Origin of the sequence: Methylobacterium sp. (assembly GCF_019750675.1) — a bacterium.
Taxonomy (GTDB): domain Bacteria; phylum Pseudomonadota; class Alphaproteobacteria; order Rhizobiales; family Beijerinckiaceae; genus Methylobacterium.
In genome coordinates, this window is sequence record NZ_JAIEOF010000357.1 from 13,389 (window position 1) to 39,807 (window position 26,419).

At 70.3% G+C, this 26,419-nt stretch carries 19 protein-coding genes; 10 read left to right on the top strand and 9 right to left on the bottom strand.

The genetic code is table 11. The annotated features are described in order from the left end of the window. Positions 1–69: 69 nt before the first annotated feature. The gene (gene oxc, locus K2X24_RS18260; RefSeq protein WP_292499811.1) at positions 70–1,845 is read right to left on the bottom strand and encodes an oxalyl-CoA decarboxylase; all 1,776 of its coding nucleotides are present in this window, start codon (positions 1,843–1,845) and stop codon (positions 70–72) included. Between the two features lie 571 nt (positions 1,846–2,416). Here oxc and K2X24_RS18265 point away from each other — a divergent pair. Further along, a complete protein-coding gene (locus K2X24_RS18265) occupies positions 2,417–3,109 on the top strand; it encodes a GntR family transcriptional regulator (protein ID WP_292499813.1) in 693 nt (230 codons plus the stop codon). Between the two features lie 43 nt (positions 3,110–3,152). On the opposite strand, the gene K2X24_RS18270 is transcribed toward K2X24_RS18265, so the two are convergent. Then, positions 3,153–4,193 (bottom strand): sensor histidine kinase, encoded by a 1,041-nt coding sequence (locus K2X24_RS18270; protein ID WP_292499814.1) that lies wholly within the window; start codon positions 4,191–4,193, stop codon positions 3,153–3,155. After that, on the bottom strand, positions 4,180–5,727 hold the full coding sequence (locus K2X24_RS18275; RefSeq protein ID WP_292499816.1) for an ATPase domain-containing protein: 1,548 nt from the start codon (positions 5,725–5,727) through the stop codon (positions 4,180–4,182). Before K2X24_RS18275 ends, K2X24_RS18270 begins: the two co-directional genes overlap by 14 nt. Positions 5,728–6,059: 332 nt before the next feature. Between K2X24_RS18275 and K2X24_RS18280 the strand changes: the two genes are divergently transcribed. The 5 genes from K2X24_RS18280 (at position 6,060) to K2X24_RS18300 (ending at position 11,272) form a co-directional block, all read left to right on the top strand. Further along, positions 6,060–7,154, top strand: a complete 1,095-nt coding sequence (locus K2X24_RS18280) for an OpgC family protein (RefSeq protein WP_292499817.1) — start codon at positions 6,060–6,062, stop codon at positions 7,152–7,154. Then, complete coding sequence (locus tag K2X24_RS18285; RefSeq protein ID WP_292499820.1) at positions 7,118–8,137, top strand: GDSL-type esterase/lipase family protein; 1,020 nt, start codon at positions 7,118–7,120, stop codon at positions 8,135–8,137. The genes K2X24_RS18280 and K2X24_RS18285 overlap by 37 nt, the downstream gene beginning before the upstream one ends. 164 nt (positions 8,138–8,301) lie before the next feature. Further along, the gene (locus tag K2X24_RS18290; protein WP_292499841.1) at positions 8,302–9,603 is read left to right on the top strand and encodes a lipopolysaccharide biosynthesis protein; all 1,302 of its coding nucleotides are present in this window, start codon (positions 8,302–8,304) and stop codon (positions 9,601–9,603) included. After that, positions 9,600–10,793 (top strand): GNAT family N-acetyltransferase, encoded by a 1,194-nt coding sequence (locus K2X24_RS18295; RefSeq protein WP_292499821.1) that lies wholly within the window; start codon positions 9,600–9,602, stop codon positions 10,791–10,793. Before K2X24_RS18290 ends, K2X24_RS18295 begins: the two co-directional genes overlap by 4 nt. A gap of 59 nt (positions 10,794–10,852) precedes the next feature. Beyond that, a complete protein-coding gene (locus tag K2X24_RS18300; RefSeq protein WP_292499823.1) occupies positions 10,853–11,272 on the top strand; it encodes an FKBP-type peptidyl-prolyl cis-trans isomerase in 420 nt (139 codons plus the stop codon). Between the two features lie 31 nt (positions 11,273–11,303). Here K2X24_RS18300 and K2X24_RS18305 read toward each other — a convergent pair whose 3' ends face one another. Then, on the bottom strand, positions 11,304–12,326 hold the full coding sequence (locus K2X24_RS18305; protein WP_292499825.1) for a PAS domain-containing protein: 1,023 nt from the start codon (positions 12,324–12,326) through the stop codon (positions 11,304–11,306). Positions 12,327–13,474: 1,148 nt separating this feature from the next. On the opposite strand from K2X24_RS18305, the gene K2X24_RS18310 reads away from it, so the two are divergent. Next, positions 13,475–18,355, top strand: coding sequence for an NAD-glutamate dehydrogenase (locus K2X24_RS18310; RefSeq protein WP_292499827.1), 4,881 nt, complete (start codon positions 13,475–13,477; stop codon positions 18,353–18,355). A 9-nt stretch (positions 18,356–18,364) separates the two neighbouring features. Here the strand turns inward: K2X24_RS18310 and K2X24_RS18315 are convergent, their stop codons facing one another. Beyond that, on the bottom strand, positions 18,365–19,846 hold the full coding sequence (locus K2X24_RS18315; protein ID WP_292499829.1) for a PAS domain-containing methyl-accepting chemotaxis protein: 1,482 nt from the start codon (positions 19,844–19,846) through the stop codon (positions 18,365–18,367). A gap of 593 nt (positions 19,847–20,439) precedes the next feature. On the opposite strand from K2X24_RS18315, the gene rpsU reads away from it, so the two are divergent. Then, positions 20,440–20,760, top strand: a complete 321-nt coding sequence (gene rpsU / locus K2X24_RS18320) for a 30S ribosomal protein S21 (protein WP_292499830.1) — start codon at positions 20,440–20,442, stop codon at positions 20,758–20,760. A 264-nt stretch (positions 20,761–21,024) separates the two neighbouring features. Here the strand turns inward: rpsU and K2X24_RS18325 are convergent, their stop codons facing one another. After that, positions 21,025–21,417: a response regulator gene (locus tag K2X24_RS18325; RefSeq protein WP_292499832.1), complete on the bottom strand. Its 393-nt coding sequence runs from the start codon at positions 21,415–21,417 to the stop codon at positions 21,025–21,027. A 525-nt stretch (positions 21,418–21,942) separates the two neighbouring features. Between K2X24_RS18325 and K2X24_RS18330 the strand changes: the two genes are divergently transcribed. Together K2X24_RS18330 and K2X24_RS18335 are read left to right on the top strand one after the other, a co-directional pair. Continuing rightward, a complete protein-coding gene (locus K2X24_RS18330) occupies positions 21,943–22,734 on the top strand; it encodes a class II glutamine amidotransferase (RefSeq protein WP_292499833.1) in 792 nt (263 codons plus the stop codon). Positions 22,735–22,836: 102 nt separating this feature from the next. Beyond that, positions 22,837–24,420 (top strand): NAD-dependent succinate-semialdehyde dehydrogenase, encoded by a 1,584-nt coding sequence (locus K2X24_RS18335; RefSeq protein WP_292499834.1) that lies wholly within the window; start codon positions 22,837–22,839, stop codon positions 24,418–24,420. Positions 24,421–25,029: 609 nt separating this feature from the next. On the opposite strand, the gene K2X24_RS18340 is transcribed toward K2X24_RS18335, so the two are convergent. From K2X24_RS18340 to K2X24_RS18350, 3 genes are all read right to left on the bottom strand, one after another. Then, positions 25,030–25,239: a SlyX family protein gene (locus K2X24_RS18340; protein ID WP_056277927.1), complete on the bottom strand. Its 210-nt coding sequence runs from the start codon at positions 25,237–25,239 to the stop codon at positions 25,030–25,032. Then, on the bottom strand, positions 25,236–26,015 hold the full coding sequence (locus tag K2X24_RS18345; RefSeq protein WP_292499836.1) for a rhodanese-like domain-containing protein: 780 nt from the start codon (positions 26,013–26,015) through the stop codon (positions 25,236–25,238). Before K2X24_RS18345 ends, K2X24_RS18340 begins: the two co-directional genes overlap by 4 nt. Before the next feature lie 59 nt (positions 26,016–26,074). Further along, a partial coding sequence (locus K2X24_RS18350) for an AprI/Inh family metalloprotease inhibitor (protein ID WP_292499838.1) occupies positions 26,075–26,419 on the bottom strand: 345 nt, incomplete at its 5' end.

A 26,419-nucleotide genomic window follows, 5' to 3' on the forward strand; every position in this document is an offset into this window, starting at 1 on the left:
CGTCGCGTCCGGCAGGGCGGGAGTGCCCGGCCACCCCCGCGTTCGGGAGGGCCGGGCATCCGCTGAGGTTCAGGCCGGCTTCTTGCGCACCGTGCTGGTCGGGTTGAGGCTGCCGATATTGCCGCTCTCGGTACCGGCATTCGGGTCGATCACGGCGTTGATCAGGGTGGGCTTGCCCGAGTCCATCGCGGCGTTGACCGCCTGCGAAAGCTCGTCCGGGGTCGTCACGTTGACGCCGACACCGCCGAAAGCCTCCATCATCTTGTCGTAGCGCGAGTCCTTCACGAACACCGTGGTGCCCGGGTCGCGCCCGGTCGGGTCGATGTCGGTGCCGCGGTAGATGCCGTTGTTGTTGAAGACCACGATGCAGACCGGCAGGTCGTACCGGCAGATCGTCTCGACCTCCATGCCGGAGAAGCCGAAGGCCGAGTCGCCCTCCACCGCCAGCACCGGCTTGCCGGTCTCGACGGCGGCCGCGACCGCGAAGCCCATGCCGATGCCCATGATGCCCCAGGTGCCGACATCGAGGCGCTTGCGCGGCTGGTACATGTCGATGATGCCGCGGGCGAGATCGAGGGTGTTGGCGCCCTCGTTGACGAGGATCGCGTCGGGCCGCTCCTTGATGATGGTGCGCAGCGCCCCGAGCGCGCCATGGAAGTCCATCGGCGTCGAGTTCTTCTTCAGCTTCGAGGCCATCTTGGAGAGGTTCTCCTCCTTCTTGGCCTTGATCGCGTCGGTCCAGGCGGCCGGCGGCGCCTGCCAGCCCTGGCCCATGCCGTCGAGGAGCGCGGTGACGCAGGAGCCGATGTCGCCGACCACCGGGGCCACGATCTCGACGTTGGAATCCATCTCCTTCGGCTCGATGTCGATCTGGATGAACTTCTTGGAGCCCGGCGCGCCCCAGGTCTTGCCCTTGCCGTGCGAGAGCAGCCAGTTCAGGCGGGCACCCACCAGCAGGACGACGTCGGCTTCTTTCAGAACCAGGGAGCGGGCCGCGCCGGCCGACTGGGCGTGGGTGTCGGGCAGGAGGCCCTTGGCCATGCTCATGGGCACGTAGGGGATGCCGCTGCGTTCGACGAGGTTGCGGATCTCCTCGTCGGCCTGGGCGTAGGCCGCGCCCTTGCCGAGCACGATGAGGGGACGCTTGGCTTGTCTCAGCACGTCGAGGGCGCGGGCGATGGCGCTGGGGGCGGGAAGCTGCGCGGGGGCGGCGTCGATCACCTTGACGAGGGACTTCTCGCCGGCCTCGGCGTCCATCACCTGGGAGAACAGCTTGGCGGGCAGATCGAGGTAGACGCCGCCCGGACGGCCCGAGACAGCGGCCCGGATCGCGCGCGCCACCGCGATGCCGATGTCGCAGGCGTGCAGCACGCGGAAGGCGGCCTTGCACAGAGGCTTGGCGATGGCGAGCTGGTCCATCTCCTCGTAGTCGCCCTGCTGCAGGTCGACGATCTCGCGCTCGGAGGAGCCCGAGATCAGGATCATCGGGAAGCAGTTGGTGGTGGCGTTGGCCAGCGCCGTCAGGCCGTTGAGGAAGCCGGGCGCCGAGACGGTCAGGCAGATGCCGGGCTTCTTGGTGAGGAAGCCCGCGATGGCGGCGGCGTTGCCGGCGTGCTGCTCGTGGCGGAAGGAGATGACGCGCATGCCGGCAGCCTGCGCGAGGCGGCCGAGATCGGTGATCGGGATGCCGGGCACGCCGTAGATGTTGGTGATGCCGTTGAGCTTCAGCGCGTCGATGACGAGGTGGAAGCCGTCGGTCTGCTCGCGCTCGTGGGCCTCGCCGTGGCCACCCGGAAGGGACTCGACGGCGGCGTGCGACTGTTCGGAGACAGCGGTGCGATCCATGGTGATTTCCTCCGGTTGGGGCGCTTCTTGTTTGTTCGTGCGCCGTTCTTGAAGCGGGTCTCGGGTGGGGACTTGCTGTGCCGGACGGACGGTCCGGCCGTGTTTGTTCGGTCGATTCTCGCGTGCGCGCTCGCTGGCGAAGCGAGGGGGCGCGGAGCGCGCGGCCCGGGTCCCGGCAGGGACCGAAGTGCCTCGAAAGTCCGGCCGCCGAAGAACCCTCGGCGGTCCTGCGCTTGACCGAGGTCGACGCCTCGGAACCTAATGTTCGAAGTTTTGCTGCCGATTCCGGCTTCGCGGTTGCCAGTTCGAGAATGGTGGCATACCAAATACCAAGTGTCAAACCGGATCGGGCCCCATCCGCAGGCACCGGCGGCCCGCGCGCGGGGGTGTAAAGACCCGTGTCATCACGTCTTCGCGCGCGGCCGAAGCTATGTTGTTGTTGCAGGGGCCCTATTCAGATGTTGTCCCGGGATGGAGGGCTTCGTTTCCTTGTGTTCCGGAAGCGGGTTCGGCATGCTCCAGACCAAATGTGCGCGGCGTCGGCGTTTGTACGAAGGTTCCAGGTGTAAAGATGGTTGAGTCGACGACCTTTCAAATCAAGCCCCTGGCCGCGACGTCGAGCCTGCGGGCACTGGCCTATGATGCGCTGAAAGAAGCCATCACCAACATGAACATCTACAGCCAGCGCGAGGAGGTGCGGCTCGACGAGCGAAAGCTCTCGCAGGATCTCGGCGTCAGCCGCACGCCGGTGCGCGAGGCTCTGACCGTGCTGGAGCAGGAGGGCTTCGTCCGCTTCGAGGCGCGGCGCGGCGTCTTCGTGATCAAGAAGTCCAAGAAGGAGATCGTGGCGATGATCCAGGCTTGGTCGGCCCTGGAGAGCATGGCCGCGCGCCTCGCCTGCCTGCATGCTACGGACGAGCAGCTCGCCTGCCTGCGCGAGCACTTCCCCGAATTCTACGAGGGCCGCCCGACCGACCACATGGACGAGTATTCCGACGCCAACATCCGCTTCCACCAGAAGATCATCGCGCTCGGCGGCTGCGAGGTGATCCAGGACATCACCAGCAACCTGCTGATGCATGTCCGCGGCATCCGCAACACCGCCCTGCGCCAGGGCGATCGCGCCGCGAACTCGATCAAGGAACACGTCGAGATCATCCAAGCCCTGGAAGCGCGCGACGCGGAGCGGGCCGAGCGCCTCGTGCGCGAGCACGGTCTCGGCCTCGCCCGCCACGTCGAGAAGTACGGCGACTACCTGGATTGAGGCGCGGCCGGGCGCGGCGACCGGGATCGCCGCGCCCGCACCCTCAGTAGCTCGGCACCAGGCGCTCCTCCGGCAGCGGCGCCTCCATGTGGAAGTGCAGGCCGGTGGGCGCGTAGTCGATCGTGACGGTGGCGTTGCATTGCTGCGCCAGCACCCGCTGCAGCAGGGTCGAGCCGAAGCCCTTGCGCTGGGGCGCCGTCACGGGCGGTCCGCCGGATTCCCGCCAGTCGAGGCTGAGGCGCCGGCCCGAATCACCGGCCGTGACGTCCCAGGCCACGGTGATGCGCCCGCCCGGCTGCGAGAGCGCGCCGTGCTTGGCGGCGTTGGTGGTCAGTTCGTGGAACGCCATGCCGGTGGGCACCGCGAGGTCGGCCGCAAGCTCGATCGGAGGGCCGTCGAGCTGGACCCGGGCGCCGTCGGCGTCGTTGTAGGGCCTGAGTTCGTTCTCCAGCAGTTCGTGCAAGGGCGCGGTCTGCCAGTAATCCTCGGTGAGCAGGGTGTGGGTCTTGCCCAGCGAGACGATGCGGTTCGAGAACGACTGGTAGAACGTCTCGACGTCCCGGGTGGAGCGGGCGGTGGCCCCCAGAAGCCCCTGCACCGTGGCGAGGGTGTTCTTCACACGGTGGTGCAGCTCGCGAATCAGCAGCGCCTGGCGCTCGTGGGTCTTCTGCCGCTCCTCGAGATGGGCCAGCACTTCCCATTGCCGGCGCCGTGCGCGCAGGGCCGAGCGCACGGCGTTGGCGAGCACGGCGGGGTGGAACGGCCGCTCCAGCAGGGTGACGTTGCCGAGCAGTCCGGTCAGGCGCTCGTCCGGCGAGGCGCCCCGGTGGTTGAGCAGGATAAAGGGAAAATCCGACCAGGGCGGCTGCCGTTCGGACCATTCGGCGAGGGCCCGCCGGTCGGAGCGCAGTAGGGCCTCCTCGGTGATCACCGCGCAGGCCGCCGCGTCGAGGTCGGCCACGAGATCGGCCAGGCTCTCGCGGATCCGCGATGCGATGCCGACCTCGGCCAGGATCGCGGCGGCGACCCGCGCGTCCCGTCCCCCCGGCGCGAGGATCAGCGCGACGGGATCAGGCTGCGCCATGGGAGCCGGGTTCGCTGGCGGTGATCCGCGCGGCCTCTGATGGCCGGTCGTCGAGGAGATCGGCGCGATTGCCTTCGAAGGTCGGCACGCCGGTGAGCACGCCGCGGAAGTTCTCGAGGACCGCCCCGACCCGCAGGCCCTGGGCGTCGATGCGGAACTCGCGGATCGTGTCCTCGTGGATGCCAGTGCGCTTCTTGAGCACCGAGAGGGCGCGTCGCACCCGCCCGGCCGCCTCGAAGAAGCGCAGCATGATCACCGTGTCGCTGACGTAGGTCAGGTCGACCGGGGCCTCCATCCGGCCCACCATCCCGTGCTGGGCCAGCACCAGGATCGTCACCACGCCCTGCTGATTCAGGTAGGTCGTCATCTCGTGCATCTGCAGCACGAGGTGCGGCTGCCCGCTCATGGCGCTCATGTAGCCGGTGAGGCTGTCGATCACCACGACGCGGGCCCCGTCGGTCTCGACGGCGTCGCGGATGCGCCCCGCGAAATCCCCTGCCGAGACGTCGGCCGGGTCCATCTGCTCGACGCGCAGGCGGCCCGCTTCGATATGCGCGTCGATCGGGAGGCCGATTCCGGCGGCCCGCCGCCGCAGGATGCCGAGGGTCTCGTCGAAGCTGATGACCAGCCCGGGCTCGCCCCGCTCCAGGGCGGCCACGAGGTAGCCCAGCGCCAGGGTGGACTTGCCGGCGCCCGAGGGGCCGATGATGAGGCTGGTGGTGCCCCGGTCGAGGCCGCCCCCCAGGGCCTTGTCGAGTTCGGGAACGCCGCAGGCGATGGTCTCGGGCACGAACGCGGTGTGGTGGTCGGCCGCCACCAGACGCGGGAAGATGCGGACCCCGCCGCGCCGGAGCACGAAATCGTGGTAGCCGCTCGCGTAGGGCGTGCCGCGCATCTTGATGACGTGGAGCCGCCGGCGTCCCGCCCCGTAGGTCGGGGTGATCTGCTCCAGGCGCAGCACCGCGTGGCTGATGGAGTGCAGGTTGAGGTCGTCGTCCTCCGAGCTGAGGTCGTCGAGCATCAGCACGGTGGCGTTGTTGAGGAGGAAGTAGCTCTTGAGCGCCAGCACCTGCCGTCGGTAGCGCAGGGAGCCCTGCGAGAGCAGGCGGATCTCCGACAGGCTGTCGAACACCACCCGCACCGGGCTCACGCGCTCGATCTCGGCCAGCGCCATCCGCACCGTCTCGCCGAGTTCGAGGTCGGAGGAGTGGATCAGGCTCTGCTGCTGCTCGGAATCGAGGCTGAGCTCCGGGGGCACCAGTTCGTAGATCTCGAGACCGTCGAGGGACCAGCCGTGGCGCTCCGCCACGGAGTGCAGCTCGCGCCGGCTCTCCGACAGGGTGATGTAGAGGCCGCGCTCGCCGCGCCGCAGGCCGTCGAGGAGAAACTGCAGTCCGAGCGTGGTCTTGCCGCTGCCGGGGCGTCCCTCGATCAGGTGGGCGCGCTGGGCCGCGTAGCCGCCGTTGAGAATCTCATCGAGGCCGACCACCCCGGTCGGGATCGGCGCTGCGTCGCCTGCGACGGGAGTTTGCATGGGCGTCCGCATCCTGGAAAACGCTGCTCACCTTATTCGCGCCACCGCGCGGCGTCCTCGGCATTTTTGCCACATGCCCGTGCGATCGCCGGTCGGAGGGCCCCCGCGCGGAGGCCGCAACGCCGCGGAGCCTTACGGGATCTCGCGTTCCCCCGGAACCCCCGGCCGGCCGGGCACCCGGATCGGACGGGGGCCAAATCGCACGCCCCGGCCCGCCCGGCCTTTGCAGATCGGCTGCGCGCACCGTATCAGGGCCGGGCCTCGCCGCGCGGCCGCGTCCTCAAAGCCCGCTCGACCCCTGTCCCTTCGAAGTGCCGGAGTGCGGATTTCCGATGCGCGAACCGAACGCGGTCGATTTCTGGCGTGGGCTCGCCCTCGTCACGATCTTCGTGAACCACATCCCCGGCAACACCTTCGAGCGCTACACCTACTCGCAGTACGGTATCTCGGACGCGGCCGAGCTGTTCGTGTTCCTGGCCGGCTGGTCGATCGGCATCGCCACGCGCGAGCGCGACGGCAGGCCCGAGCCGCGCCTGCGGACCGTGCTGCGCCTCCTGTCCCGCACCATCGAGGTCTACCGCGCGCAGATCACCACGATGGCGCTGGCGCTGGCCATGATCGCCGGCACCGCCCTGGTGCTCGACAATCCCCTGCTGCTCGAATGGCACAATGCCGGCGGCTTCTTCGCCGACCCGATCCAGACCATGGTGGGCTTCGTGATGCTCACCCACCAGCTCGGCTTCTTCAACATCCTGCCCCTCTACGTGGTGCTGCTCGGGATCGCGCCGGTCTTCGTGCTGATCGGGCGCGTGAGCCGGGTCGCCGCCCTGGCCCTGTCCTTCGGGCTCTACGCGGCGAGCCTGGTCTTCGAGTGGAACCTGCCCTCCTGGCCGGGGGAGGGGGACTGGTTCTTCGACCCGTTCTGCTGGCAACTCCTCCTCGTCATGGGCTTCACGGCGCAGGACTGGAGCCGGACCTCCCCCTGGCTGAAGCGCTCGGCCCCCCGCCTCGTGCCCGTAGGCGTGCTGATCGTCCTCACCGGCATCGTCCTGTCGGTGCTCGAACTGCGGCCCGATCCGCTCCTCGTGCCCGACCCGCGCCTCGTCTTCACCTTCGACAAGACCTACCTCTCGCCGGCGCGCGTGATCCACTTCCTCGGCGTGCTTCTCGCCTTCCAGACCCTCTACGCGGTCATCGCACCGCGCCTGGGCTGGGTCGCGACCTTCCTCGCCAGTCTCGGGCGCAACTCCCTGGCTGTCTTCTCCATCGGTTCGCTGCTCAGTCTCGCCGCGCAACTTGTGAGGTTCTGGACCGGCGGCGGTGTCGTCGTCGACGTTTTCGTCGTAGGGTTCGGCCTGTTCGCACTGGGTTTCACCGCATGGTTCGTCGAATGGCGCTCCCGAAAGCCGCGGCTCTCGTCGCCCTGAGCTTGAGTCTGGCCGGCATGGCGGGCGGCAGTGTGGTCTCGGCGCAGGCGCCGGCGGCCCAACCGCAGCCCCCGGGGCCGGAGGACTTCATGCCCCGGCCCGGCCCGGCGGCGCCGGTTCCGGCGTCCCCCACCGTGGTCTCGCCGCCCAACGTCGCGTCGGCGGGCGCGGGCGTCGACGGGGAGGCGGTCGACGTCACCCTGTCGCCGGAATGCCGGGTTCCGGGCTCGAAGCTCTACACCCTGGCCCGCCTCGGCGCCGTGAAGGCCGCCCTCAAGGAGAAGCATCCGGTCCGGGTCCTGGCCATCGGCGCCTCCACCATGGGGCTCGGAGCCTCGGCCACCTATCCGGTGAAGCTGGAGACGGCGCTGGAGCGCTCGCTGCCCGACGTCGACGTGGTGGTGGAGAGCCGGGGCCTCCAGGGTGAGATCGCCTCCGGCGCCGGCGAGCGCCTGCGCAGCATGGTGGCGGAACTGGAGCCCGACCTCGTGATCTGGCAGGTCGGCTCGCACGATGCCCTGGCGCGCGTCGACCTCGACGCCTTCGAGAGCGCCCTCGACGAGACCGTGCAGTGGATCAAGGGCCACGCGATCGACGTCGTGCTGGTCAGCCCGGTCTACACCGCCAGCCTCGCCCAGGACGCCTATTACACCAGCCTCGTGGGCAAGGTTCAGGAGGTCGCCCGGCGCGAGGGCGTGCCCCTGGTGCAGCGCTACGAGGCCATGCGCTACCTGGCGCTGCGCAACGACAAGGGCGAGGGGCACCTCCTCGGCACACAGTTCCGCCTCAACGACCTCGGCCTGCGCTGCATGGCCGAGCACGTCACCCGCGCCATCACCCTCTCGCTCCTTCAGCCCGACCCGGTCTCCACGGGCAGCGCCGGGCGCCCCGCCCTGACCCTGGCGCCCCCGAAGGACTCGCCCGGGGTGAAGGACTCGGCTGGCGTCAGGGGCACGCCGCCGCCGGTGTCGCCGGGGGATTGAACGGCCGCGAGTTCGAGTGGAGGCCCACCCAAAGCCTTAACCCCGCCGCTTAACCGGCCCGCAACGCCGGGCCGGCTATGGCCGATGCGGGGTTGGGGGGCATCGCGTTGGGCATCGCGACGGACAGGATCGGGGTCGGCGGCCGCTGGGGCGGTCTCGGCCGCCTGCGCGGCGGCGCCGCCGGAGCGGCCATCGACGTCTTCGCCATCCGCATCGCGGCCGCGGGCTTCGCCTACGTCGCGCAGGTGCTGATGGCGCGCCTGATGGGCGGCACCGAGTACGGCATCTTCGCCGCCATCTGGGTCTGGATCGCGATCCTCGGGCATTCGGCCACCCTCGGCCTCTCGCAGGGCGCCTGCCGGTTCCTGCCGGCGGACCAGGCACGGGGCGATCTCGCTTCCGTGCGGGCCTACCTCGTCGGCGGGCTCGCCGTCACCCTGGCCTGCGCCGTCGCCGTCGCCGCCGGGGGGCTCGCGCTGGTCTGGGTCGAGGGCTCGCTGCTGGCCGGGCCCTACGCGGCCCCGCTCCTCGTGGCCGCCCTCGTGCTTCCGCTCTTCGCCCTGCAGGATTACTGCGAGGGCATCGCCCGCAGCCAGAACTGGGCGGTCCTCGCCATCGCGCCGCCCTACCTGCTGCGCCAGGGCCTGATCATGGCCGCCATGCTGCTCGCGGTCGGCCTCGGCGCTCCGGCGGAGGCGCGCATCGCCGTCCTGTGCACCCTCGTGGCCACCGGCATCGCCGTGGGCGTCCAGGTAGGCAGCCTGATGCTGCGGCTGCGCCGGAGCCTGCCCGCCGGCCCGCGCCGCTACGCCTGGCGGCGCTGGTTTCGCGCCTGCCTGCCCATCGCCGCCGGGGATCTCGCCAGCGCCGGCTTCAACGTCGTCGACGTGGTGGTGCTGAGCCTCCTGGCGCCGCCGGCCACGGTGGGGCTCTACTTCGCCGCCACCCGGATCCAGCAATTCGTGGTCTTCGTGCATTTCGCCGCCACCGCCGCCACGGCCCAGCGCTTCACCGCCGCCCACGCGGCCGGGGACCGGGCCGGCCTCGCCACCCTGGTGCGGATGCAGGCACGCCTGGCTCTCGCCGCCACGATCCTCGTCGGCGCCGCGGTGCTGGCCGCCGCGCCCCTGCTCCTCGGGCTGTTCGGCCCGGAATTCCGGGCGAGCCTGCCGATCCTCGCCGTGCTGGTCGCCGGCAGCGTCGCGGCCGGCCTGTTCGGGCCGGGCGAAGACCTCCTCAACATGTTGGGGGGCGAACGGCTCGCCGCCCTCGTCACCGTGGGGATGCTGGCCCTGGCAGGCGGCCTCTGCCTCGTCCTCGTGCCGATCCTCGGCGTGTCGGGCGCCGCGCTCGCGATGGCGCTCGCCACCACCCTGCGAGCCGGCGCCATGGCGCTGGCCGCCCGCGCCGTGCACGGATTGTCGACGCCGGTCTGGCCGGACCTGTCAGGACGGAGCGCCCGATGATCGCCGCACGCGCCCGCGCGCCGGGCGGGGCCATCCCGGACTTGGCCCACGCCGTCACAACCCTCGGCGCGCTCGGAGCGGAGGCGCAGGCCTGGGACGACCTCACGGCGCGGGCAGGGGACGCCCATCCCTATTACGGCCGGCACGTGATGCAGGCGCATGTGGCGAGTGGCCTCGCGAGCCCCGATCTGCGGGTCCTCGTGGTGCGCGGCAGTCGCGGGCTGGAGGCGCTGCTGCCCTTTCGCCTGTCCTACGACATCTGCGGCCTCGGCAGGCCCCTGGCGCTGCCGTTCGTCTCGCCCTTCGTCACCGCGACGGCGCCCCTGGTGGCGGCGGGGCCCGAGCGACCGGCCGTCCTCGCGGCCCTGGTGGCGGGCCTGCGGGCGGCGTCGGACGGGCGGCCCTGGCGCTGGCCGCTGCTCGCCGTCGATGCGCCCCTCGGCCGCGATCTTTGCGCCGCCCTCGACGCCGCCGGATGGGCGCGGGGCGAGGTCGGGCGTTTCGCGCGCCCCGTCCTCGATCGGCGCGCCGATCACGCCGCCTTCCTCGACGGGCACCCCCATCGCGGCCGCCTGAAGGACCTGCGCCGCCGCCAGCGCCGCCTCGCCGAGGGGGGCATCGTCACTTATGCCGCCGCCACGGACGGTGCGGCCCTCGCCGGGGCGGTCGAGCGCTTCCTGGCGCTCGAGGGGTCGGGCTGGAAGGGCGAGGCGGGCAGCGCCATGGCCTGTCGCCCCGCCCATGCGGCCTTCGCGCGCGCGGTGTTCGGACCGGCACCGGGACCGGTGCGGGTCCGCGCCGACACCCTGAGCCTCGATGGCCGGGCCCTGGCGATCAGCCTCGCCCTGGTCTCGGGCGGGACCGCCTACCTCCTGAAGACGGCCTATGACGAGGCGGCCCGGAGCCTGGCGCCGGGATTGCTCTTGGAGGCCGAGATCGTCAGGGCGCTCCACGACGACGCGTTCGCGGGCCGCCTCGACTCGGCGACGATGGGCGATTCGCCCCTCGAGAGCCTCTACCGGGATCGCGAGGCCGTGGCCGAGATCGTGGTGGTGCCTGGGGACGTGCGCCGCCTCATCAGCCTGGAGCGACGCCTGCGCCTCGCCCGGCTGGAGGCGGAGGCCCGCAGCGAGGCCAAGCGCCTGTTGCGGCGCCGGCCCGGCGGCGGCGCCCGCAGTATCGGGCCCTGACGCGCCGGTCCGTCCGTGCTACTGCGCGGCCTCGGCACGCCAGACAGGACTTCAGCCCCATGCGCCGTCCGTTCTACGCCCTCACCGGAGCCTTGATCCTCGCCATGACCGCATCCGCATCCGCCGAGACCATCACCACGCCTTCGGGCCTGCAGTACCGCGACGAGGTCGTGGGCACCGGCCCCGAGCCGAAGGCCGGCCAGAAGGTCAGCGTCCACTACACCGGCTGGCTCGACGAGGGCGGCAAGCCGGGCAAGAAGTTCGATTCGTCGCGCGACCGCGGCACGCCCTTCACCTTCACCCTCGGCGCCGGCCAGGTCATCGCCGGCTGGGATACGGGCGTGGCCACGATGAAGATCGGCGGCAAGCGCACCCTGATCATCCCACCGGACCAGGGCTACGGCGCGCGCGGCGCCGGCGGCTTGATTCCGCCCAACGCCACTCTGATCTTCGACGTGGAACTGCTCGGCGCCCGCTGAGGCCCGCGCGACGTGTTCCGGCCGGGTGGTCCTACCCGGCCGGGTTTGAATTCCCCGTTCGCGGCCCGGTCTCGGCGGGCGGTCGGTACACGAGGCCGACCTCGCCGGGGGAAGGGGCCGTGAAGGTGATTCCGGCGATCTCAAGGGCGGTGCGGATCGCGGCGCATGTCCGAGGCCGCAGGGCGCCGCCGCCGCTCTCTTCGAGGCGCTTGACGCTGGAATCCGAGACCCTGGCCGCCGCCGCCAGTTCCGGGATCGACCAGTTCAGCAGCGCCCGCGCCCCGCGCACCAGGGAGCCGGGCAGATCGTCGAGCCGGGCGCCAGCGGGCTGCGCCGCCGCGGCGGCGGAACTCGTGAGGTCGAGGATGAGGCCGATCCACTCGCTCACGGTCCGGTCGGAATTGAGCAGGGGCACGGCGCGGCTGTTCACCCAGCGATAGCTCCCGTCCGCGCAGCGCAGGCGGTAATTGGCCTCGTAGGTGTCGCTCCGTTCGATCGCCTGGGTCCAGGCGTGCATCGCACGCGGCTGATCCTCCGGATGGACCGCGTGAATCCACCCGCCGCGGCGCCATTCCGCCTCTGATTGGCCGGTCAGCTCGCACCAGGCGGGGCAGGACCAGTGGGTCCCGTCGCCGTTCGCGATCCAGACCACTGCGACGATGGCCTGGACGAGGCCCTGATAGCGCGCCCGGCTCCGGTCGATCACCTGGGCCGCCTCCCGGCGGCTCGTGATATCGATGACGATCCCGTCCATACGGGTCGGAACGCCGTTGCTCCCCAGCACGACGTCCGCCTTGATCTCGATCCAGCGTACGGTTCTGTCGGGCCGAACGATGCGCAACTCGCGCTGGACCGACAGGCCCGAGTTCGGGGCCGCCAAGATTTCCTCGCGGATGCCGCAATCGGCCGGATGAACGAGGTCCAGGACGTTGGTGCCGCCCGTACGGGTCAGTCCGGCGATGCGCAGGAGGCCGTCCGACATCGTCATGGAGAGGTCGCTCAGGTCGATCGACCAGACTCCGATCTGGGCCTGATCCTCGATCAGGCGCAACATGTGGCTCGCGGATGTCGCCGAGCGGGAATGAAAGATGCGATCCAAAAATTGATGCTCTGACGGGCTTGGGTTTTCGAATGGCACGGTTTCTTTATCTCCGCGCCGATCGTGAGAGCCCTCGACCAGCACGCCGGTTCGGCTTGGCTTCGGAGTTACACTCCCGGAAGCGTGATATAACAGAACAAGGCCTCCGGTAAAATTCATTTTCTTGAGCGAGCTTCATTTTTATAAATACAATTTGTATGAAGCAAATCTATGTCTCGCTCCAGCTTTGTCGTGCCGAAAGATAGACTAGCTTTTGCCTGAAACACCTGGTGGCAAGCCGCTGGGCCGGATAGCTGCGACTACGCGTATGCAATCGTGAGAGTCTTCAATTTTTAGTTTTGCATGCATCTCGTGAAACGTGGCGTACGGAAAACGCAACACATCAATCGAAACGATGCTCGGACATAGCTGGGAAGACTGCGCACGAGTGCAAATCCGACTGCTTGGATGTCTCCCGAGGGCTTGTGACGAGATTGCATCTACCTCGCCGGGGCCGAGTGAACGAGCATCGAACGGGTTCGAACACAGGCCGCCCTGCGTTCGCGCCCGGTGACATCTTCCGCGCCGCCGGGGTCCCCTTCCGGTCAAGCTACAGTTGGGAAACCAGCGCAGTACTTTTCAATCGCAAGTCGACTTCAAAAATTCGTGATGCCGATGCGATCGATCATGGCTCGCGTGCCCGCGATTGTTTGCGCCGCCCTTCTGTTGGATGGATGTCGGTATTCCGTCGACCTCAAAAGTGTCGGAATCGCTTCCCCCGCGTCCGATGCCCGGCGTCGCTCACCGCCGCCAGATCCGAACGGGTTTGACCGCACGCGACTGATTCGCCGCGGCGCGCCGATCGGACGGTATCCGCGCTGGCGACACCCGCGGCCCGCCCGTCGCTCCCGTTCGGGGCGCGAGGGGGCCGAAAAGCCTGACACACGCGGCGGGTCGTCGCCGTCCGGGGCCGTTCCGTCGCGGGATCGATGGAAACCCGTGAGCGCCGGTGCTCAAGTGCGGCCGGGCGGAGAGGTCCGCGTCCGCTTCGGCGGAGACGGCCTGCCACAGCCCGCCCGGGATGATCGCTCATGCCGGGCCGATCGCAGCGAGGACAGCATCGCATGGCCCTGGAACGGAACGCCGCTCTCTCCAGCCCCGAGGCGCAGGGTGCCCGCAAGGATCTGCTGGGGGCCGCGGCCGATCGGGTCGAGGCCATGGGCGGCCCGGGCGGCTTCGTCGCCGATCTGTTCGGGCGCGTGCCCCCCGAGGATCTGGCCCCCTACACCCCACAGGCCCTGGCGGACCTCGCCCTGGCGGCCCGCGCGCACCTCGCCGAGCCCCGGTCGGCGGGCGCCGCCTCCGGCATCGCCGTGAGCGACCGCACCGTCGAACGCGAGGGGCGGCCGCGCGACCTCACCATCGTCGAGATCGTCAACGACAACCGGCCCTTCCTCCTCGATTCCTGCCTGGCCGAACTGACCGAGCTGGGGCTGACACCGCACCTCGTTGCCCACCCCATCCTGGGTGTCGAACGGGACGCCGCGGGGAGCCTCGTGCGCGTCGTGGGCGAGACCACCGCCGACACCAACGCGGCGCTGGCCCGCGAGAGCTTCATCCACATCCACCTCGACCGCCTCGATGCGGAGGCGGCCCGCACCCGGCTGATCGACGGCCTGACGGGGGTCTTCCGGGACGTGGCGCTCGCTACCGACGATCACGAGGCGATGGCCGGCCGCCTCGCCCGGCTCGCGGCAGGCTACGCCAGCGCCCCGCCGCCCCTTCCCGAGGGCGAGGTGGCGGAGGCGCGGGCCTTCCTCGACTGGCTCGGCGCGGGGCACTTCACCCTGCTGGGCCTGCGCGAGCACGGGCTCGCGGGCCACGCGGACGCTCCCGCCGAGCCCACCCTGGTGGAGGGCTCCGGCCTCGGCCTGCTGCGCGATCCCGGCGCGGCGGTGCTGCGGCGCGGCGGCGCCCTCGTCGACATCACGCCCGAGATCCGCGCCTTCCTGGACGGGCCGCAGGCGCTCATCATCACCAAGGCCAGCGTGCGGTCGCGGGTCCACCGCTCCGCCTATCTCGACTACATCGCCTGCAAGCTGTTCTCCCCAGAGGGCGCGCTCAGCGGCGAGGTCGTCATCGTCGGGCTGTTCACGGCAAGCGCCTACACCCTGCCGACCCGCGAAATCCCGTATCTTCGCGAGAAGGTCGCGCGGGTGGCGGCGCGGGCCGGCCTCGACCCGACCAGCCATGCCGGGCGCGGCCTCCTCAACGTGCTGGAGACCTATCCCCGCGACGACCTGTTCCAGATCGACGGCGACCGGCTCTACCGCTTCAGCCTGGCCATCGCGCACCTCGCCGACCGGCCGCGCCTGCGCGTGCTCCAGCGGCCCGACCGCTTCGGCCGCTTCGTCTCGCTCCTCGTCTACGTGCCGAAGGAGCGCTACGATTCTACCGTCCGGGCGCGGATCGGCGCGTATCTCGCCGCCGAGTATGGCGGGCGCGTCTCCGCCGCCTATCCGTACTTCCCGGAAGGACCGCTCGCCCGCACGCACTTCATCATCGGCCTTCCCGAGGCCGGCGCCCCCGAGCGCGACCCCGCCGCACTCGAATCCGGCATCGCCGCCCTGGTGCGGACCTGGGGCGACGACCTGCGTCTCGCGCTCGCCGAGACCCTGGACGGTCCCCAGGCCCGGGCGCTCGCCGCCCGCTACGGCGAGGCCTTCTCGGCGGCCTATCGCGAGAGCTTCACCCCCCGCGTGGCCCTCGCCGACATCGCCACCCTGGAGCGCCTGAGCCCCGCGCGCCCCCGCGCCGCCGATATCGGCCGGCGCGCCACCGATCTCGAATCGCAGATCCGCCTCAAGGTGTTTTCGCGGGGGGCCTCGCTCTCCCTGTCCGAGCGGGTGCCGGTGCTGGAGAACCTCGGCTTCCGCGTCGTCAACGAGCGGACCTACCGCATCCTGCCCGCCGGCTCCGACGAGGGCGCCCGGGTCTGGCTGCACGACATGCTGCTGGAGCGCGCCACGGGGGCCGGCATCGACCTCGCCCGCCTGGAACGCCCGCTCGAGAATGCGCTGCTGGCCCTCGGCGGCGGCTTTGCGGAATCGGACGGGTTCAACCGCCTGGTCCTCGAGGCCGAGCTGACCTGGCGCGAGGCCGCGATCCTGCGGGCTTTCGGCCGCTACCTGCGCCAGCTCCGGATCCGCTACGGCCAGGATTACCTCGCCGCGACGCTCGCCGCCCATCCGGGCCTCGCCCGCGCCCTCGTGGCCCTGTTCCAGGCCCGCTTCGACCCCGCCCTCGAGGACGCGCGTGCGGCGCGCGAGGCGGAGATCCGCGCCGGCATCGAGAGCGACCTCGCCGCCGTCACCAGCCTCGACGAGGACCGCATCCTGCGCCGCTTCGTCAACCTGATCGAGGCGGTCGTCCGCACGAACGCCTACCAGCGCGCGGACGGGGGCGGCGACCGCGAGACCATCGCGTTCAAGTTCGCCTGCGCCAAGGTCGCCGGCATGCCGCTGCCGCGCCCGTTCTTCGAGATCTTCGTGTACTCGCCGCGGGTGGAGGGTGTGCACCTGCGCTTCGGCTACGTGGCGCGGGGCGGCCTGCGCTGGTCCGACCGTCCGGAGGATTTTCGCACCGAGGTGCTCGGCCTCGTGAAGGCCCAGCAGGTGAAGAATGCCGTCATCGTCCCCGTCGGCGCCAAGGGCGGCTTCTTTCCCAAGCGCCTGCCACCGGCCTCGGACCGGCAGGCCTGGATGGAGGAGGGCACCGAGAGCTACCGGATCTTCATCCGCACCCTCCTCGAACTGACCGACAACATCGTGGACGATGCGATCGTCCCCCCGGCCGATACCGTGCGGCACGACCCCGACGACGCCTACCTGGTGGTGGCCGCCGACAAGGGCACCGCCACCTTCTCCGACATCGCCAACGCCCTCTCGGCCGAGCGCGGCCACTGGCTCGGCGACGCCTTCGCCTCCGGCGGTAGCCAGGGCTACGACCACAAGGGCATGGGCATCACGGCGCGCGGCGCCTGGGAGGCGGTCAAGCGCCACTTCCAGGAGATGGACATCGACACACAGAGCGACGCGATCACGGTGGCGGGCGTCGGCGACATGTCGGGCGATGTCTTCGGCAACGGCATGCTGCTCTCGGCGACCCTGCGCCTCGTGGCCGCCTTCGACCACCGCGACATCTTCCTCGATCCCGACCCGGATCCGGCCGCGAGCTTCGCCGAGCGCCGACGCCTGTTCGACCTCGGTCGCTCCTCCTGGCGGGACTACGATCCGGCCCTGATCTCGCCCGGCGGCGGCGTCTTCGCCCGCAGCCTCAAGACCATCCCGCTCTCGCCCGAGATCCGGGCGGTGCTCGGCGTCGAGCAGGCACAGGCGACGCCGGCCGAACTGATGCAGGCGATCCTCAAGGCCCCCGTGGATCTGCTCTGGTTCGGCGGCATCGGCACCTACATCCGGGCCACCTCCGAATCCGACGACGAGGCGGGTGACCGGGCCAACGACGCCGTGCGCATCACGGGTGCCATGCTGCGCGCCCGGGTCATCGGCGAGGGCGCCAATCTCGGGGCGACCCAGCGCGGGCGCATCGAGGCGGCCCGCAACGGGGTTCGGTTGAACAGCGACGCCATCGACAACTCGGCGGGCGTGAACACCTCGGACGTCGAAGTGAACATCAAGATCGCCCTGATGGGCCCGGAGCGTGACGGCCGCCTCGACGGGCCGGCCCGCAACGCGCTCCTCGTGGCGATGACCGACGAGGTCGCCGCCCTGGTCCTGCGCAACAACCAGCTCCAGACCCTCGCCTTGTCGCTCGCCCAGCATCGCGGCCTGCCCGAGACCGGATTCGCCATGCGCACGATGCAGGCGCTGGAGGCGGAGGGGCGCCTCGACCGGGTGGTGGAACTCCTGCCCGACGACGCGGCGATCACCGAGCGGATGCGGCGGGGCGAAGGGCTGACCCGGCCCGAATTCGCGGTCGTCCTGGCCTATGCCAAGCTCGCGCTCTACGACGCGCTGCTGGCGAGCGCGGTGCCCAACGATCCCTATTTCGACCGGGAACTGCAGCGCTATTTCCCGGCGGCCCTGCGCCAGCAATTCCCCGACGCGGTGAAGGGCCACCGCCTGCGCCGCGAGATCATCAGCACCGCGCTCTCCAACATCATCGTCAACCGGGGCGGCCCTTCCCTGGTCACCCGCCTCGTCGACGAGACCGGCGCGGATGCCGCCACCATCGCCAAGGCCTACGCCATCACACGGGACGCCTACGGGCTGATGGAGCTGAACCAGGCCATCGACGGTCTCGCCGGGTCTGTCGGCGGCCAGGCGCAGATCGCCCTCTACGCCGAGGTCCAGGACCTGCTGATCGGCCGCATCGTCTGGTTCATCCGCAACCTCGACCTGTCGGGGACCATCGCGCCCATCGTCGCGCGCTACCGCGAGGGCATCGCGGCCCTCCAGGGCGTCCTGCCCGCCGTGATGGGCGAGGAGGCGAGCGCGGCGCTGTCCGCGCGGAAGGCCGAGCTGACGGCTCTGGGCATGGCGCCCGCGCAGGCCGCGCGCCTCGCCGCCCTCTCGGCCTTGACCTCGGCGCCCGACATCGTCCGCGTCGCCGAGACCGGGGGTGGTACGATCCCCGATATCGCCGCGACCCACTTCGCCCTCGACCGGGACTTCCACCTCTCCGATCTCGCCGCCGCCGCCCGGGCGGTCGCGACGGGCGACACCTTCGACCGGATCGCCCTGGAGCGCGCGGTCTCCGATATCGCCACCGCGCACCGCCACCTCACGGCGGAGATCATCGGTGCGGTGGGGGCCGGCTCCGAGGCGGTGGCGGCCTGGAGCCGCAGCCGCGGCGCCGCCCTCGACCACGCCCGCGCCACCCTCGAATCCGTCACCGCCTCCGGGCTGACGGTCTCGAAGGCGACGGTGGCGGCGAGCCTGCTGGCGGATCTGGCACGGCCGCGCGGGGGGGCGGCCCCCCGCTGAGGGCGGCCGTCAGCGGGCCAGCACGCGGGCGGCGTCCTTGGTGGTCTCGACGGCCTGCGCCACGCTTCCGATCGAGCGGGTGATCGTCCCGAGGCTGTGGGAGATCGCCGCCACCGCGCCCGCCGCGTGCTGCATGTTGCCCGACATATCCTGCGTGACCACGCTCTGCTCCTCCACCGCGGCGGCCGTGCTCGTCACGTAGTCCCGCATCTGGGCGACTGAGCCCTGGATGGTGTCCAGGGCCTCCACCACCTGTCGCGAGACGCCCTGGACGTTGTCGATCTCACCCGTGATCTGGTCGGTGGCGCGGGCCGCCTGGTTGGCGAGGCTCTTCACCTCCTGAGCAACCACGGCGAAGCCGCGCCCCGCCTCGCCCGCCCGCGCCGATTCGATCGTGGCGTTGAGCGCCAGAAGGTTGATCTGGCCCGCGATGCTCTGGATGAGTCCGACGATGCCGCTCATCGCGGCGGCCGCCTCGCTCAGGGTCCGGGTGAATCGCGAGGCTGCCTCGACCTGCCCCTGCGCGGCGTCGGTGGCTGCGCGCGACAGCGCCATGCTCTGCGCGATCTCCGCGACGGAGGCCGCCAATTCCTCGGAGGCGGCCGCCATGGTCTGCACGTTGTGCGCCGTGCTGCCGGCGGCCTCGCTGGCGGCACGCGCCTGCGCGTCGGAGTGGAGCAGGGCGCCGTCGATCTCGCCGAAATTGCGGGCGATCAGTCGGCGCAGCTCGTTCAGGAGCGTCACCTGCGCGGTGATGTCGGTGGCGAACTTCACCACCTTGTAGGGACGCCCATTGGCATCCAGGATCGGATTGTAGGACGCCTCGATCCAGATCTCGCGGTCGCCCTTGGCGAGGCGCCGGTACTGTGCCGCCTGGTAGCTGCCCGCGCGCAGCTTGGCCCAGAAGGCCGCGTAGTCCGCGCTCTCACGCTCGGCCGGGTCCACGAACATGCGGTGGTGCTGGCCCACGATCTCGGAGCGCGCGTAGCCCATCGCCGTCAGAAAGTTCGTGTTCGCGTCCAGTACGATGCCGTCGAGGTCGAACGCGATCACGGCCTGCGCCTTGTCGAGGGCGGCGATCTGGCCCTTGAGGTCGGCGTCGGCCGCTTTCTGGCGGGTGATGTCGGTGGCGAACTTCACCACCTTGTAGGGTTTGCCGCTGCGATCGAGGAGCGGATTGTAGGAGGCCTCGATCCAGATCTCGCGGTCGCCCTTGGCGAGTCGCCGGTACTGCGCCGCCTGGTACGAGCCCTGGCGCAGCCCGGCCCAGAAGGCCGCGTAGTCGGGACTGTCGCGCTCGGCGGGCTCGACGAAGAGGCTGTGGTGCCGCCCCTTTATCTCGGGAAGCGTGTAGCCGATGACAGCCAGGAAGTTCGCGTTGGCGGTGATCACCGTGCCGTCGAGATCGAACTCGATGATGCCTTGCGACTTGTCCAGGGCAGCAAGCTTGGCTTGCGTTTCGGCGGCCACCTTGTTGCGAAAACCCAACATCGAACGCCCCATGGACGGAGCCCCGTGAGGCTCGCTCTGCCGAAATTCGAGCGACCGGCAGTGCCGCGCGGTCGTCTCGATGAATGAAGTATTCCCGGAAAGGTTAAAAATCCTCGATTTGAGCGGATGATTTGTGTGGGTCTCCGAATCGAAGGGCGCGGTATTTCTTCGAAATCCATAGGTAGTTGTGGCGTATCCTTGTCTGTCCGGCTTGACATCTCAAGAGGTTGTATAACTCGCCTGAGGTCGGTCGGCTCGGCCGGGGCTCCGGCCCGCCGGCCGTGCGTTCGACTCTGCGCGGTCGCCGGACAGGGTTCGGCCGGTGCGGCCGGGGCGACCCGATTTCGGACGGCGCGATATTGTCACCAGCCGGTGCGAGGTGTGTTGGAACTCGCGGGCGGTTGGTGTATGAGCCTGCCCCAAGTGCAGTTTCTGCGCCGATTCGAGGCCGTCTGACGGACGTCCCGCCCGGGTGAAATCCCGGGTCCGGGACGTTTTGCAGTTCGCGTCGCGGGGCTCCGTCGGGGGACTCGGGCGAGGGGACTCGGGGGTGGCGCCGCCCAACAAACCTACGACTCAGAGGATTGAAACCGTTGCAGGTACTCGTTCGCGACAACAACGTCGACCAAGCCCTCCGCGTGCTTAAGAAGAAGATGCAGCGCGAGGGCATCTTCCGCGAGATGAAGCAGCGCAAGGCCTACGAGAAGCCCTCCGTCCGCAAGGCACGTGAGAAGGCCGAGGCCGTGCGCCGCGCCCGCAAGCAGGCCCGCAAGACCGCGATCCGCGAGGGCCTGATCGCCGCGCCGAAGCCGAAGCCCCGTTTCGGCGCCGGTGCGCCGCGTCGTCCGGGCGGTTCGCCCTTCGCTCCGTCGGCCCCGTCCGTGCCGCCCGCCGCCGGCGCTGCCAGCGCCTGAGGCCCCGGGTCCGGGGAGGCCGCGCGCCTCTCCGGTGGTCGAAAACGCACGATGGGACAGCCCGGTCGCCTTGCGGCCGGGCTTTTCTGCTTTGAAATCCACTCCCGATGTCCTGCGCGGGGCGACGGCACGGTCAGGCGTGCCGGCGTGATCGGGCGTCGGCCAGGCGCAGGCCGGGACCTGTCCACTTCGCGAGCCTGCCCATCTCCCGAGCCTGCACAACGGCTCGGGGGATTTCGAACAGGCCTGAGGAGGCGCTGCGGATCAGGCGGCGCGTGCCGCCATCGTCGCGTGCTCGGCCTGGACCAGCACGTCGAGGGCGCGCCAGGGCTTCTGCATGTAGACGACCTGGGCCGGCAGGCCGTCGACCCCGCGCACGTCGCCGCCGGAGGTGAGGACCACCCTGACGTCGGGCCAGCGGCGCTCGACCGCCGTGGCCAGGGCGATACCGTCCATGCCCGCGCCGAGGCGCACGTCCGCGAAGAGCAGGGCGACGTGGCCGCCCGCGCGCTCGAGCACCGAGATCGCGGCCTCCGCGCTGTCGCAGGCGATCACGTCGAGATCGGTCTCCTCGAGGACGGCGGTGGCGAGGTTGCGGACCTCGGCATCGTCCTCGACCACGAGGGCGATCGGGCAATCGGTGTGGGAACGATCCATGAAGTCTCCTTTGCGGGCGTGGCGCTTGCAGTCTGTTTTTGCGAGCGGGGCTCTTGCGCGTGGGGCTTTGCAAACGAGGCGGACCGGCCTCGCGCGTCGGCGCAGGTCGGGGTGGCAAGGGATGGCCGGTTTGGGATGGCCGGGTTGCGTCCCGCGATCCGCGCTGATTCTCTTTCAGTGATGCTGCGCCGCCACGGTGCGGCCGGCAAGAGTCGCAATTGATGTTTCGGCTATGCGGTTCCCGCATCGGCGCGCCCCATTCCCGCCGGGGTCCTGTGTTCAGTCGCCGGGGCTCGCGCGGACCCGCTCCACAGGGGCCGCATCCCGAAGCCTTCCAACCCGGTGCGCCTCTTGCATGGCTTGGCCGGTCGGAGGTCGAGCCGGGGCGTCACGTTAACGATCCGTTCACCGTGATGACCTGAACCTCACCGGCGCCGATGTCGGAAAAGGTGCGCGAAGCGGGCGTCGCCGTCGGCGGCGAAGCGCGGTCGGGGCGTCGTTGGGACCAGGGGGTGTTTGCCAGTCATGTGCCGCTTTCTCGCCTATTCCGGTGAGCCGGTCTTCCTGACCGACCTCGTCTGCGCACCGACGCACTCGTTGGTCCACCAGTCGCTCCACGCGGCCGAGGCGAAGACGGAAACCAACGGCGACGGCTTCGGCATCGGCTGGTACGGCGAGCGGGTCGATCCGGGCCTGTACCGCGACGTCTGCCCGGCCTGGTCGGACGAGAACCTCGTCAACCTCTGCCAGCAGGTCCGGGCGCGGATGTTCTTCGCCCATGTGCGGGCCTCCACGGGCACCGCCACCACCCGGGCGAACTGCCACCCCTTCGCCCACGGCCGGCACCTGTTCATGCACAATGGCCAGATCGGCGGCTATCACCGCATCAAGCGGCGCCTCGAGGCGCTGATCCCGGACGCTCTTTACGACGTCCGGCGGGGCACAACCGATTCCGAGGCGATCTTTCTCCTGGCGCTGGCCAATGGCCTCGCGGAGGACCCGGTCGGCGCCATGGCGCGGACGCTCGCCACCGTGCGCGACCTGATGCGGGTGGCCGAGGCCACCGAGCCCCTGCGCTTCACCGCCGTCGTCACCGATGGCGAGACGCTGACGGCCTATCGGTGGGCCTGCGACGGCTCGCCCCCGAGCCTGTACTACCGCGAGACCGAGACCGGCCTCGTCGTGGTCTCCGAGCCGATCGACGGCTGCCGCGACGGCTGGAAGGTCGTGCCCAAGAGCGGCACCCTCCAGGCCCGCCGCGGCGGCCCGGTCATCGTCACGGGCCCCGAGGCGGTGGCCGAGCGCCTCGCCGCCTGACCTGACGACGCCCGTATCCCGGATAAGGGTTGCGGGCCGCGCGCGAAGGGCGGACAACCCGGCCCCATTCCCATGCGGGATTTGGCCATGCGGGAGCCGCCGATGACGTATCCGAACGTGACGCTGCACATCGCCGGGACCTGGACCGATGGGTCCGGCTCGGAGACCCTGCCGGTGCTCAACCCGGCCACCGGCGAGACCCTCGGTACCCTGGCGGTGGCGACGCGGGCCGATCTCGACCGGGCCCTCGCGGCGGCCGAGCGGGGCTTCGCCGCCTGGCGCACGGTCTCGGCCTACGAGCGCTCCAAAGTGCTGCGCCGGGCCGCCGACCTCCTGCGCGCGCGGGTGGAGGACATCGCGCGCCTCATGACCCTGGAGCAGGGCAAGCCGCTCGCCGAGGCGCGGGTGGAGATCCTGGCCGGGGCCGACGTCACCGACTGGTTCGCGGAGGAGGGCCGGCGCGCCTATGGCCGGATCATCCCGGCCCGCGCCGACGGGGTCGTCCAGATGGTGCTGCGCGAGCCGATCGGCCCCGTGGCGGCGTTCACGCCCTGGAACTTCCCCATCAACCAGGCGGTGCGCAAGGTGGCGGCGGCCCTCTGCGCCGGCTGCTCGGTGATCCTGAAGGGCCCCGAGGACACCCCGGCAAGCTGCGCGGCGATGATCCGCGCCTTCCTCGATGCCGGCGTGCCCGGCGACGTGCTCTCCCTGGTCTTCGGCGATCCGGCCGCGATCTCGGGCTACCTCATCCCGCACCCCGTCATCGCCAAGATGTCGTTCACGGGCTCGACCCCGGTGGGCAAGGAACTCGCGGCGCTCGCCGGGCGGCACATGAAGCGGGCGACGATGGAGCTCGGCGGCCACGCCCCCGCGATCGTGTTCGAGGATGCGGACGTGGACACCGCCGTGGCGGTGCTCGGCGCCAACAAGTTCCGCAATGCCGGCCAGGTCTGCGTCGCCCCGACCCGGATGCTGGTGCACGAGGCCGTCTACGACCGTTTTCGCGATGGCTTCGTGGCCTTCGCCGAGGGGCGAAAGGTCGGCGACGGGCTCGACCCCGAGACCACCATGGGCCCGCTCATCCATGCCCGCCGGCTGGAGGCGATGGAGACCCTCTGCGCCGACGCCGTGGCGCAGGGGGCCGACCTGCGCACCGGCGGCAAGCGCATCGGCAACCGTGGCAATTTCTTCGAGCCGACCGTGCTCTGCGACGTGCCCGTCACCGCCCGGATCATGAACGAGGAGCCCTTCGGTCCGGTGGCGCTGATCCAGCGCTTCTCCGACGACGAGGCCGCCTATGCCGAGGCCAACCGGCTCCCCTACGGTCTGGCCGCCTACGCCTATACCCGCTCGGCCTCCCGGGCCGTCGCGGTCGCCGCCCGGGTCCAGAGTGGCATGGTCGGCATCAACCACCACGGCCTCGCCTTCCCGGAGACGCCCTTCGGCGGCGTCAAGGAATCCGGCTATGGCAGCGAGGGCGGCTCGGAGGCGCTGGAAGCGTACCTGACCACGAAGTTCGTCAGCCAGGCGAGCGTCGGGGGCTCGGGGGCGGAGTCGCGGGTCGACTCTCCCCCGTCTGCGGGGGAGGGTGCCTGCGGAGCAGGCGGGGGCGCCGGCCCCTGGCCAGGTCCGCTGTCGCATATAGACTCGCTTCTCATCGAAGCGCGATCATGTGGCGGCCCTTGAGCCGACCACGGACTGGCGCCGGGAGCCGCGTGGGGACGAGGTTTGTCGTGAAGAAAAAGATGGGCTCTCTCTCCACCCTGTTTATCCCAGTGGTTTCACTATGGTTCTTTGCTTGGCTGTACCTATCGGTTTGGCCAGCCTCCGAAGCCGTCGTAACGCTTCCAATGGCTAACGCCGTTGCTCGTTTCCAGACTTGGGCCGGGTTCTTGAAATCACAGCCTTTCGTCCTGCGGGTCGATACTCCGCACGGAACGACATCGGCGGAATTGTGGACCAATTGGGGGCCGGCTGATGATCTTGCTCTCTACCAGACGCCCGAAGATTGGCTTGTCGGAATTGGCGGAGGGGGTGAGAGTGTCATTATAGATGTGACGAAAAAATCAGGGCCTCGTATAGTCCAAGGAGACGAGCAGAAGGAGACCGATAACAAGAAATGGAAGTTTTTGGGGTATATACAGGGAGGCGGGCTCGTTTCTCCTCATGAGCGAAAGGAATGCATTGCTCTACTCGGATCTGGGTGGAGTCCGTACAGGAAGGAGTACCAAGTTCCGCATCGTTGCTGATTTCCTGCTGAGTGAATTGACGCAAGAGGTACGATTACAGGCCCGCTCAATAATGCGGCGGCGGCGGTTCCGGGGCGCCCGAGGCCGGGCGGTGGGAGGCCTGCTCCACCTCCTCCACGAGCTTGGCCATCTGGCGGGTCAGGGCGTCGATCTGGCGCCACTGGGCCGTGATCGTGGCGTTGAGATCGTCGATCACCACGTCCTGCTCGGTGAGCCGCATCTCCAGGGCGTCGATGCGGGCGGAGAGATCGGTCATCGCGGTACCTCGGGCATCGGGGGCTCGGACATCAAGGCCTCCGGCGGGTGGTCCGGCCGCTCTACCAGGGCGGGGCCCAGCGCGATGCGGCCGTCGAAGACGAAGCAGTCGCCGGCCCAGCGGTTCTCGGCCTCCGGCACCGTCTCCAGATAGCGCAGGATGCCGCCCTCGAGGTGGCGCACGTCGCTAAAGCCCCGTGCGCGCATGTAGGCGCCCGCCTTCTCGCAGCGGATGCCGCCGGTGCAGAACATCGCCACGGTGGCGTGCGCCGCCGGATCGAGGCCGTCGGCGTAGGTGCGGAACGCGCTGAACCGGGTGATCCCCGGATCGACCGCGCCGGGAAAGCTGCCGAGCGCCACCTCGAAGGCGTTGCGGGTGTCGATCAAGAGAAGGCCCGGCGTGTCGAGGAGCGCGTTCCAGGCCTCCGGCGGCACGGGGGTGCCGGCCGCGGTCGCGTCGGTGACGCCGTCGTCGAAGGTGACGATCTCGCGCTTCACCCGAACCTTCAGGTGCCGGAACGGCGGCGCCCCGGCCTGCGAGAGCTTGCAGTCGAGCCCGCCCAGGCGCCCGCCGAAGAGCGGGCCGGTGCGGAGTGCGGCCAGGAAGGCGTCCATCGCGGCGGGCGTGCCCGCCACCGTGCCGTTGAGCCCCTCCCGCGCCAGAAGCAGGGTGCCGGTGAGGCCGAGCTCCGCGCAGAGCGCCTCCAGGGGGGCTCGCAGGGCCTCCGCGTCGGGCAGGGCGACGAACGTGTACAGGGCGGCGACGGTCAGGGGCATCGAGGACGCGGATCGCGGGGGGAGGGGCAGGGCGGGCGAATATCCGGGGCGCGAGGGGTTCAGGGCGCGTCCACCCGGCGCAGCACGAAGGTGGTGCCGATCTCGGGGTCGCGGCGCCAGCGCCCGTCCCCCGTGGGCACCAGGGAGACCATGTGCCCGCGCCGGGCGACGAGGGTCAGGCGCCCCTTGTCGAAGCGCCAGGAGACCGGATCGAACACCGCCAGCCCGCTGTCGCGGCAGGCATCCAGGATGCGCACCGGGGCCGGCGCCGGGGCCCCCGTCAATTCGATGCGGCAGACATCCTGCTCGCGGTAGCGGTCCAGGGCGTAGGTGCCCGGCGCCGGCCCGTCGCCGGACGGGGCGGGCTCCCCGCGCGCGGCCGGGCCGACCCGCGTGTCCGGGGC

Bases quoted from the DNA above. Each gene is read 5' to 3' on its own strand.
- oxc (WP_292499811.1), bottom strand. From the start codon at position 1,845: ATGGATCGCACCGCTGTCTCCGAACAGTCGCACGCCGCCGTCGAGTCC.
- K2X24_RS18265 (WP_292499813.1), top strand. From the start codon at position 2,417: ATGGTTGAGTCGACGACCTTTCAAATCAAGCCCCTGGCCGCGACGTCG.
- K2X24_RS18270 (WP_292499814.1), bottom strand. From the start codon at position 4,193: ATGGCGCAGCCTGATCCCGTCGCGCTGATCCTCGCGCCGGGGGGACGG.
- K2X24_RS18275 (WP_292499816.1), bottom strand. From the start codon at position 5,727: ATGCAAACTCCCGTCGCAGGCGACGCAGCGCCGATCCCGACCGGGGTG.
- K2X24_RS18280 (WP_292499817.1), top strand. From the start codon at position 6,060: ATGCGCGAACCGAACGCGGTCGATTTCTGGCGTGGGCTCGCCCTCGTC.
- K2X24_RS18285 (WP_292499820.1), top strand. From the start codon at position 7,118: ATGGCGCTCCCGAAAGCCGCGGCTCTCGTCGCCCTGAGCTTGAGTCTG.
- K2X24_RS18295 (WP_292499821.1), top strand. From the start codon at position 9,600: ATGATCGCCGCACGCGCCCGCGCGCCGGGCGGGGCCATCCCGGACTTG.
- K2X24_RS18300 (WP_292499823.1), top strand. From the start codon at position 10,853: ATGCGCCGTCCGTTCTACGCCCTCACCGGAGCCTTGATCCTCGCCATG.
- K2X24_RS18305 (WP_292499825.1), bottom strand. From the start codon at position 12,326: ATGTTGCGCCTGATCGAGGATCAGGCCCAGATCGGAGTCTGGTCGATC.
- K2X24_RS18310 (WP_292499827.1), top strand. From the start codon at position 13,475: ATGGCCCTGGAACGGAACGCCGCTCTCTCCAGCCCCGAGGCGCAGGGT.
- K2X24_RS18315 (WP_292499829.1), bottom strand. From the start codon at position 19,846: ATGTTGGGTTTTCGCAACAAGGTGGCCGCCGAAACGCAAGCCAAGCTT.
- K2X24_RS18325 (WP_292499832.1), bottom strand. From the start codon at position 21,417: ATGGATCGTTCCCACACCGATTGCCCGATCGCCCTCGTGGTCGAGGAC.
- K2X24_RS18330 (WP_292499833.1), top strand. From the start codon at position 21,943: ATGTGCCGCTTTCTCGCCTATTCCGGTGAGCCGGTCTTCCTGACCGAC.
- K2X24_RS18335 (WP_292499834.1), top strand. From the start codon at position 22,837: ATGACGTATCCGAACGTGACGCTGCACATCGCCGGGACCTGGACCGAT.
- K2X24_RS18340 (WP_056277927.1), bottom strand. From the start codon at position 25,239: ATGACCGATCTCTCCGCCCGCATCGACGCCCTGGAGATGCGGCTCACC.
- K2X24_RS18345 (WP_292499836.1), bottom strand. From the start codon at position 26,015: ATGCCCCTGACCGTCGCCGCCCTGTACACGTTCGTCGCCCTGCCCGAC.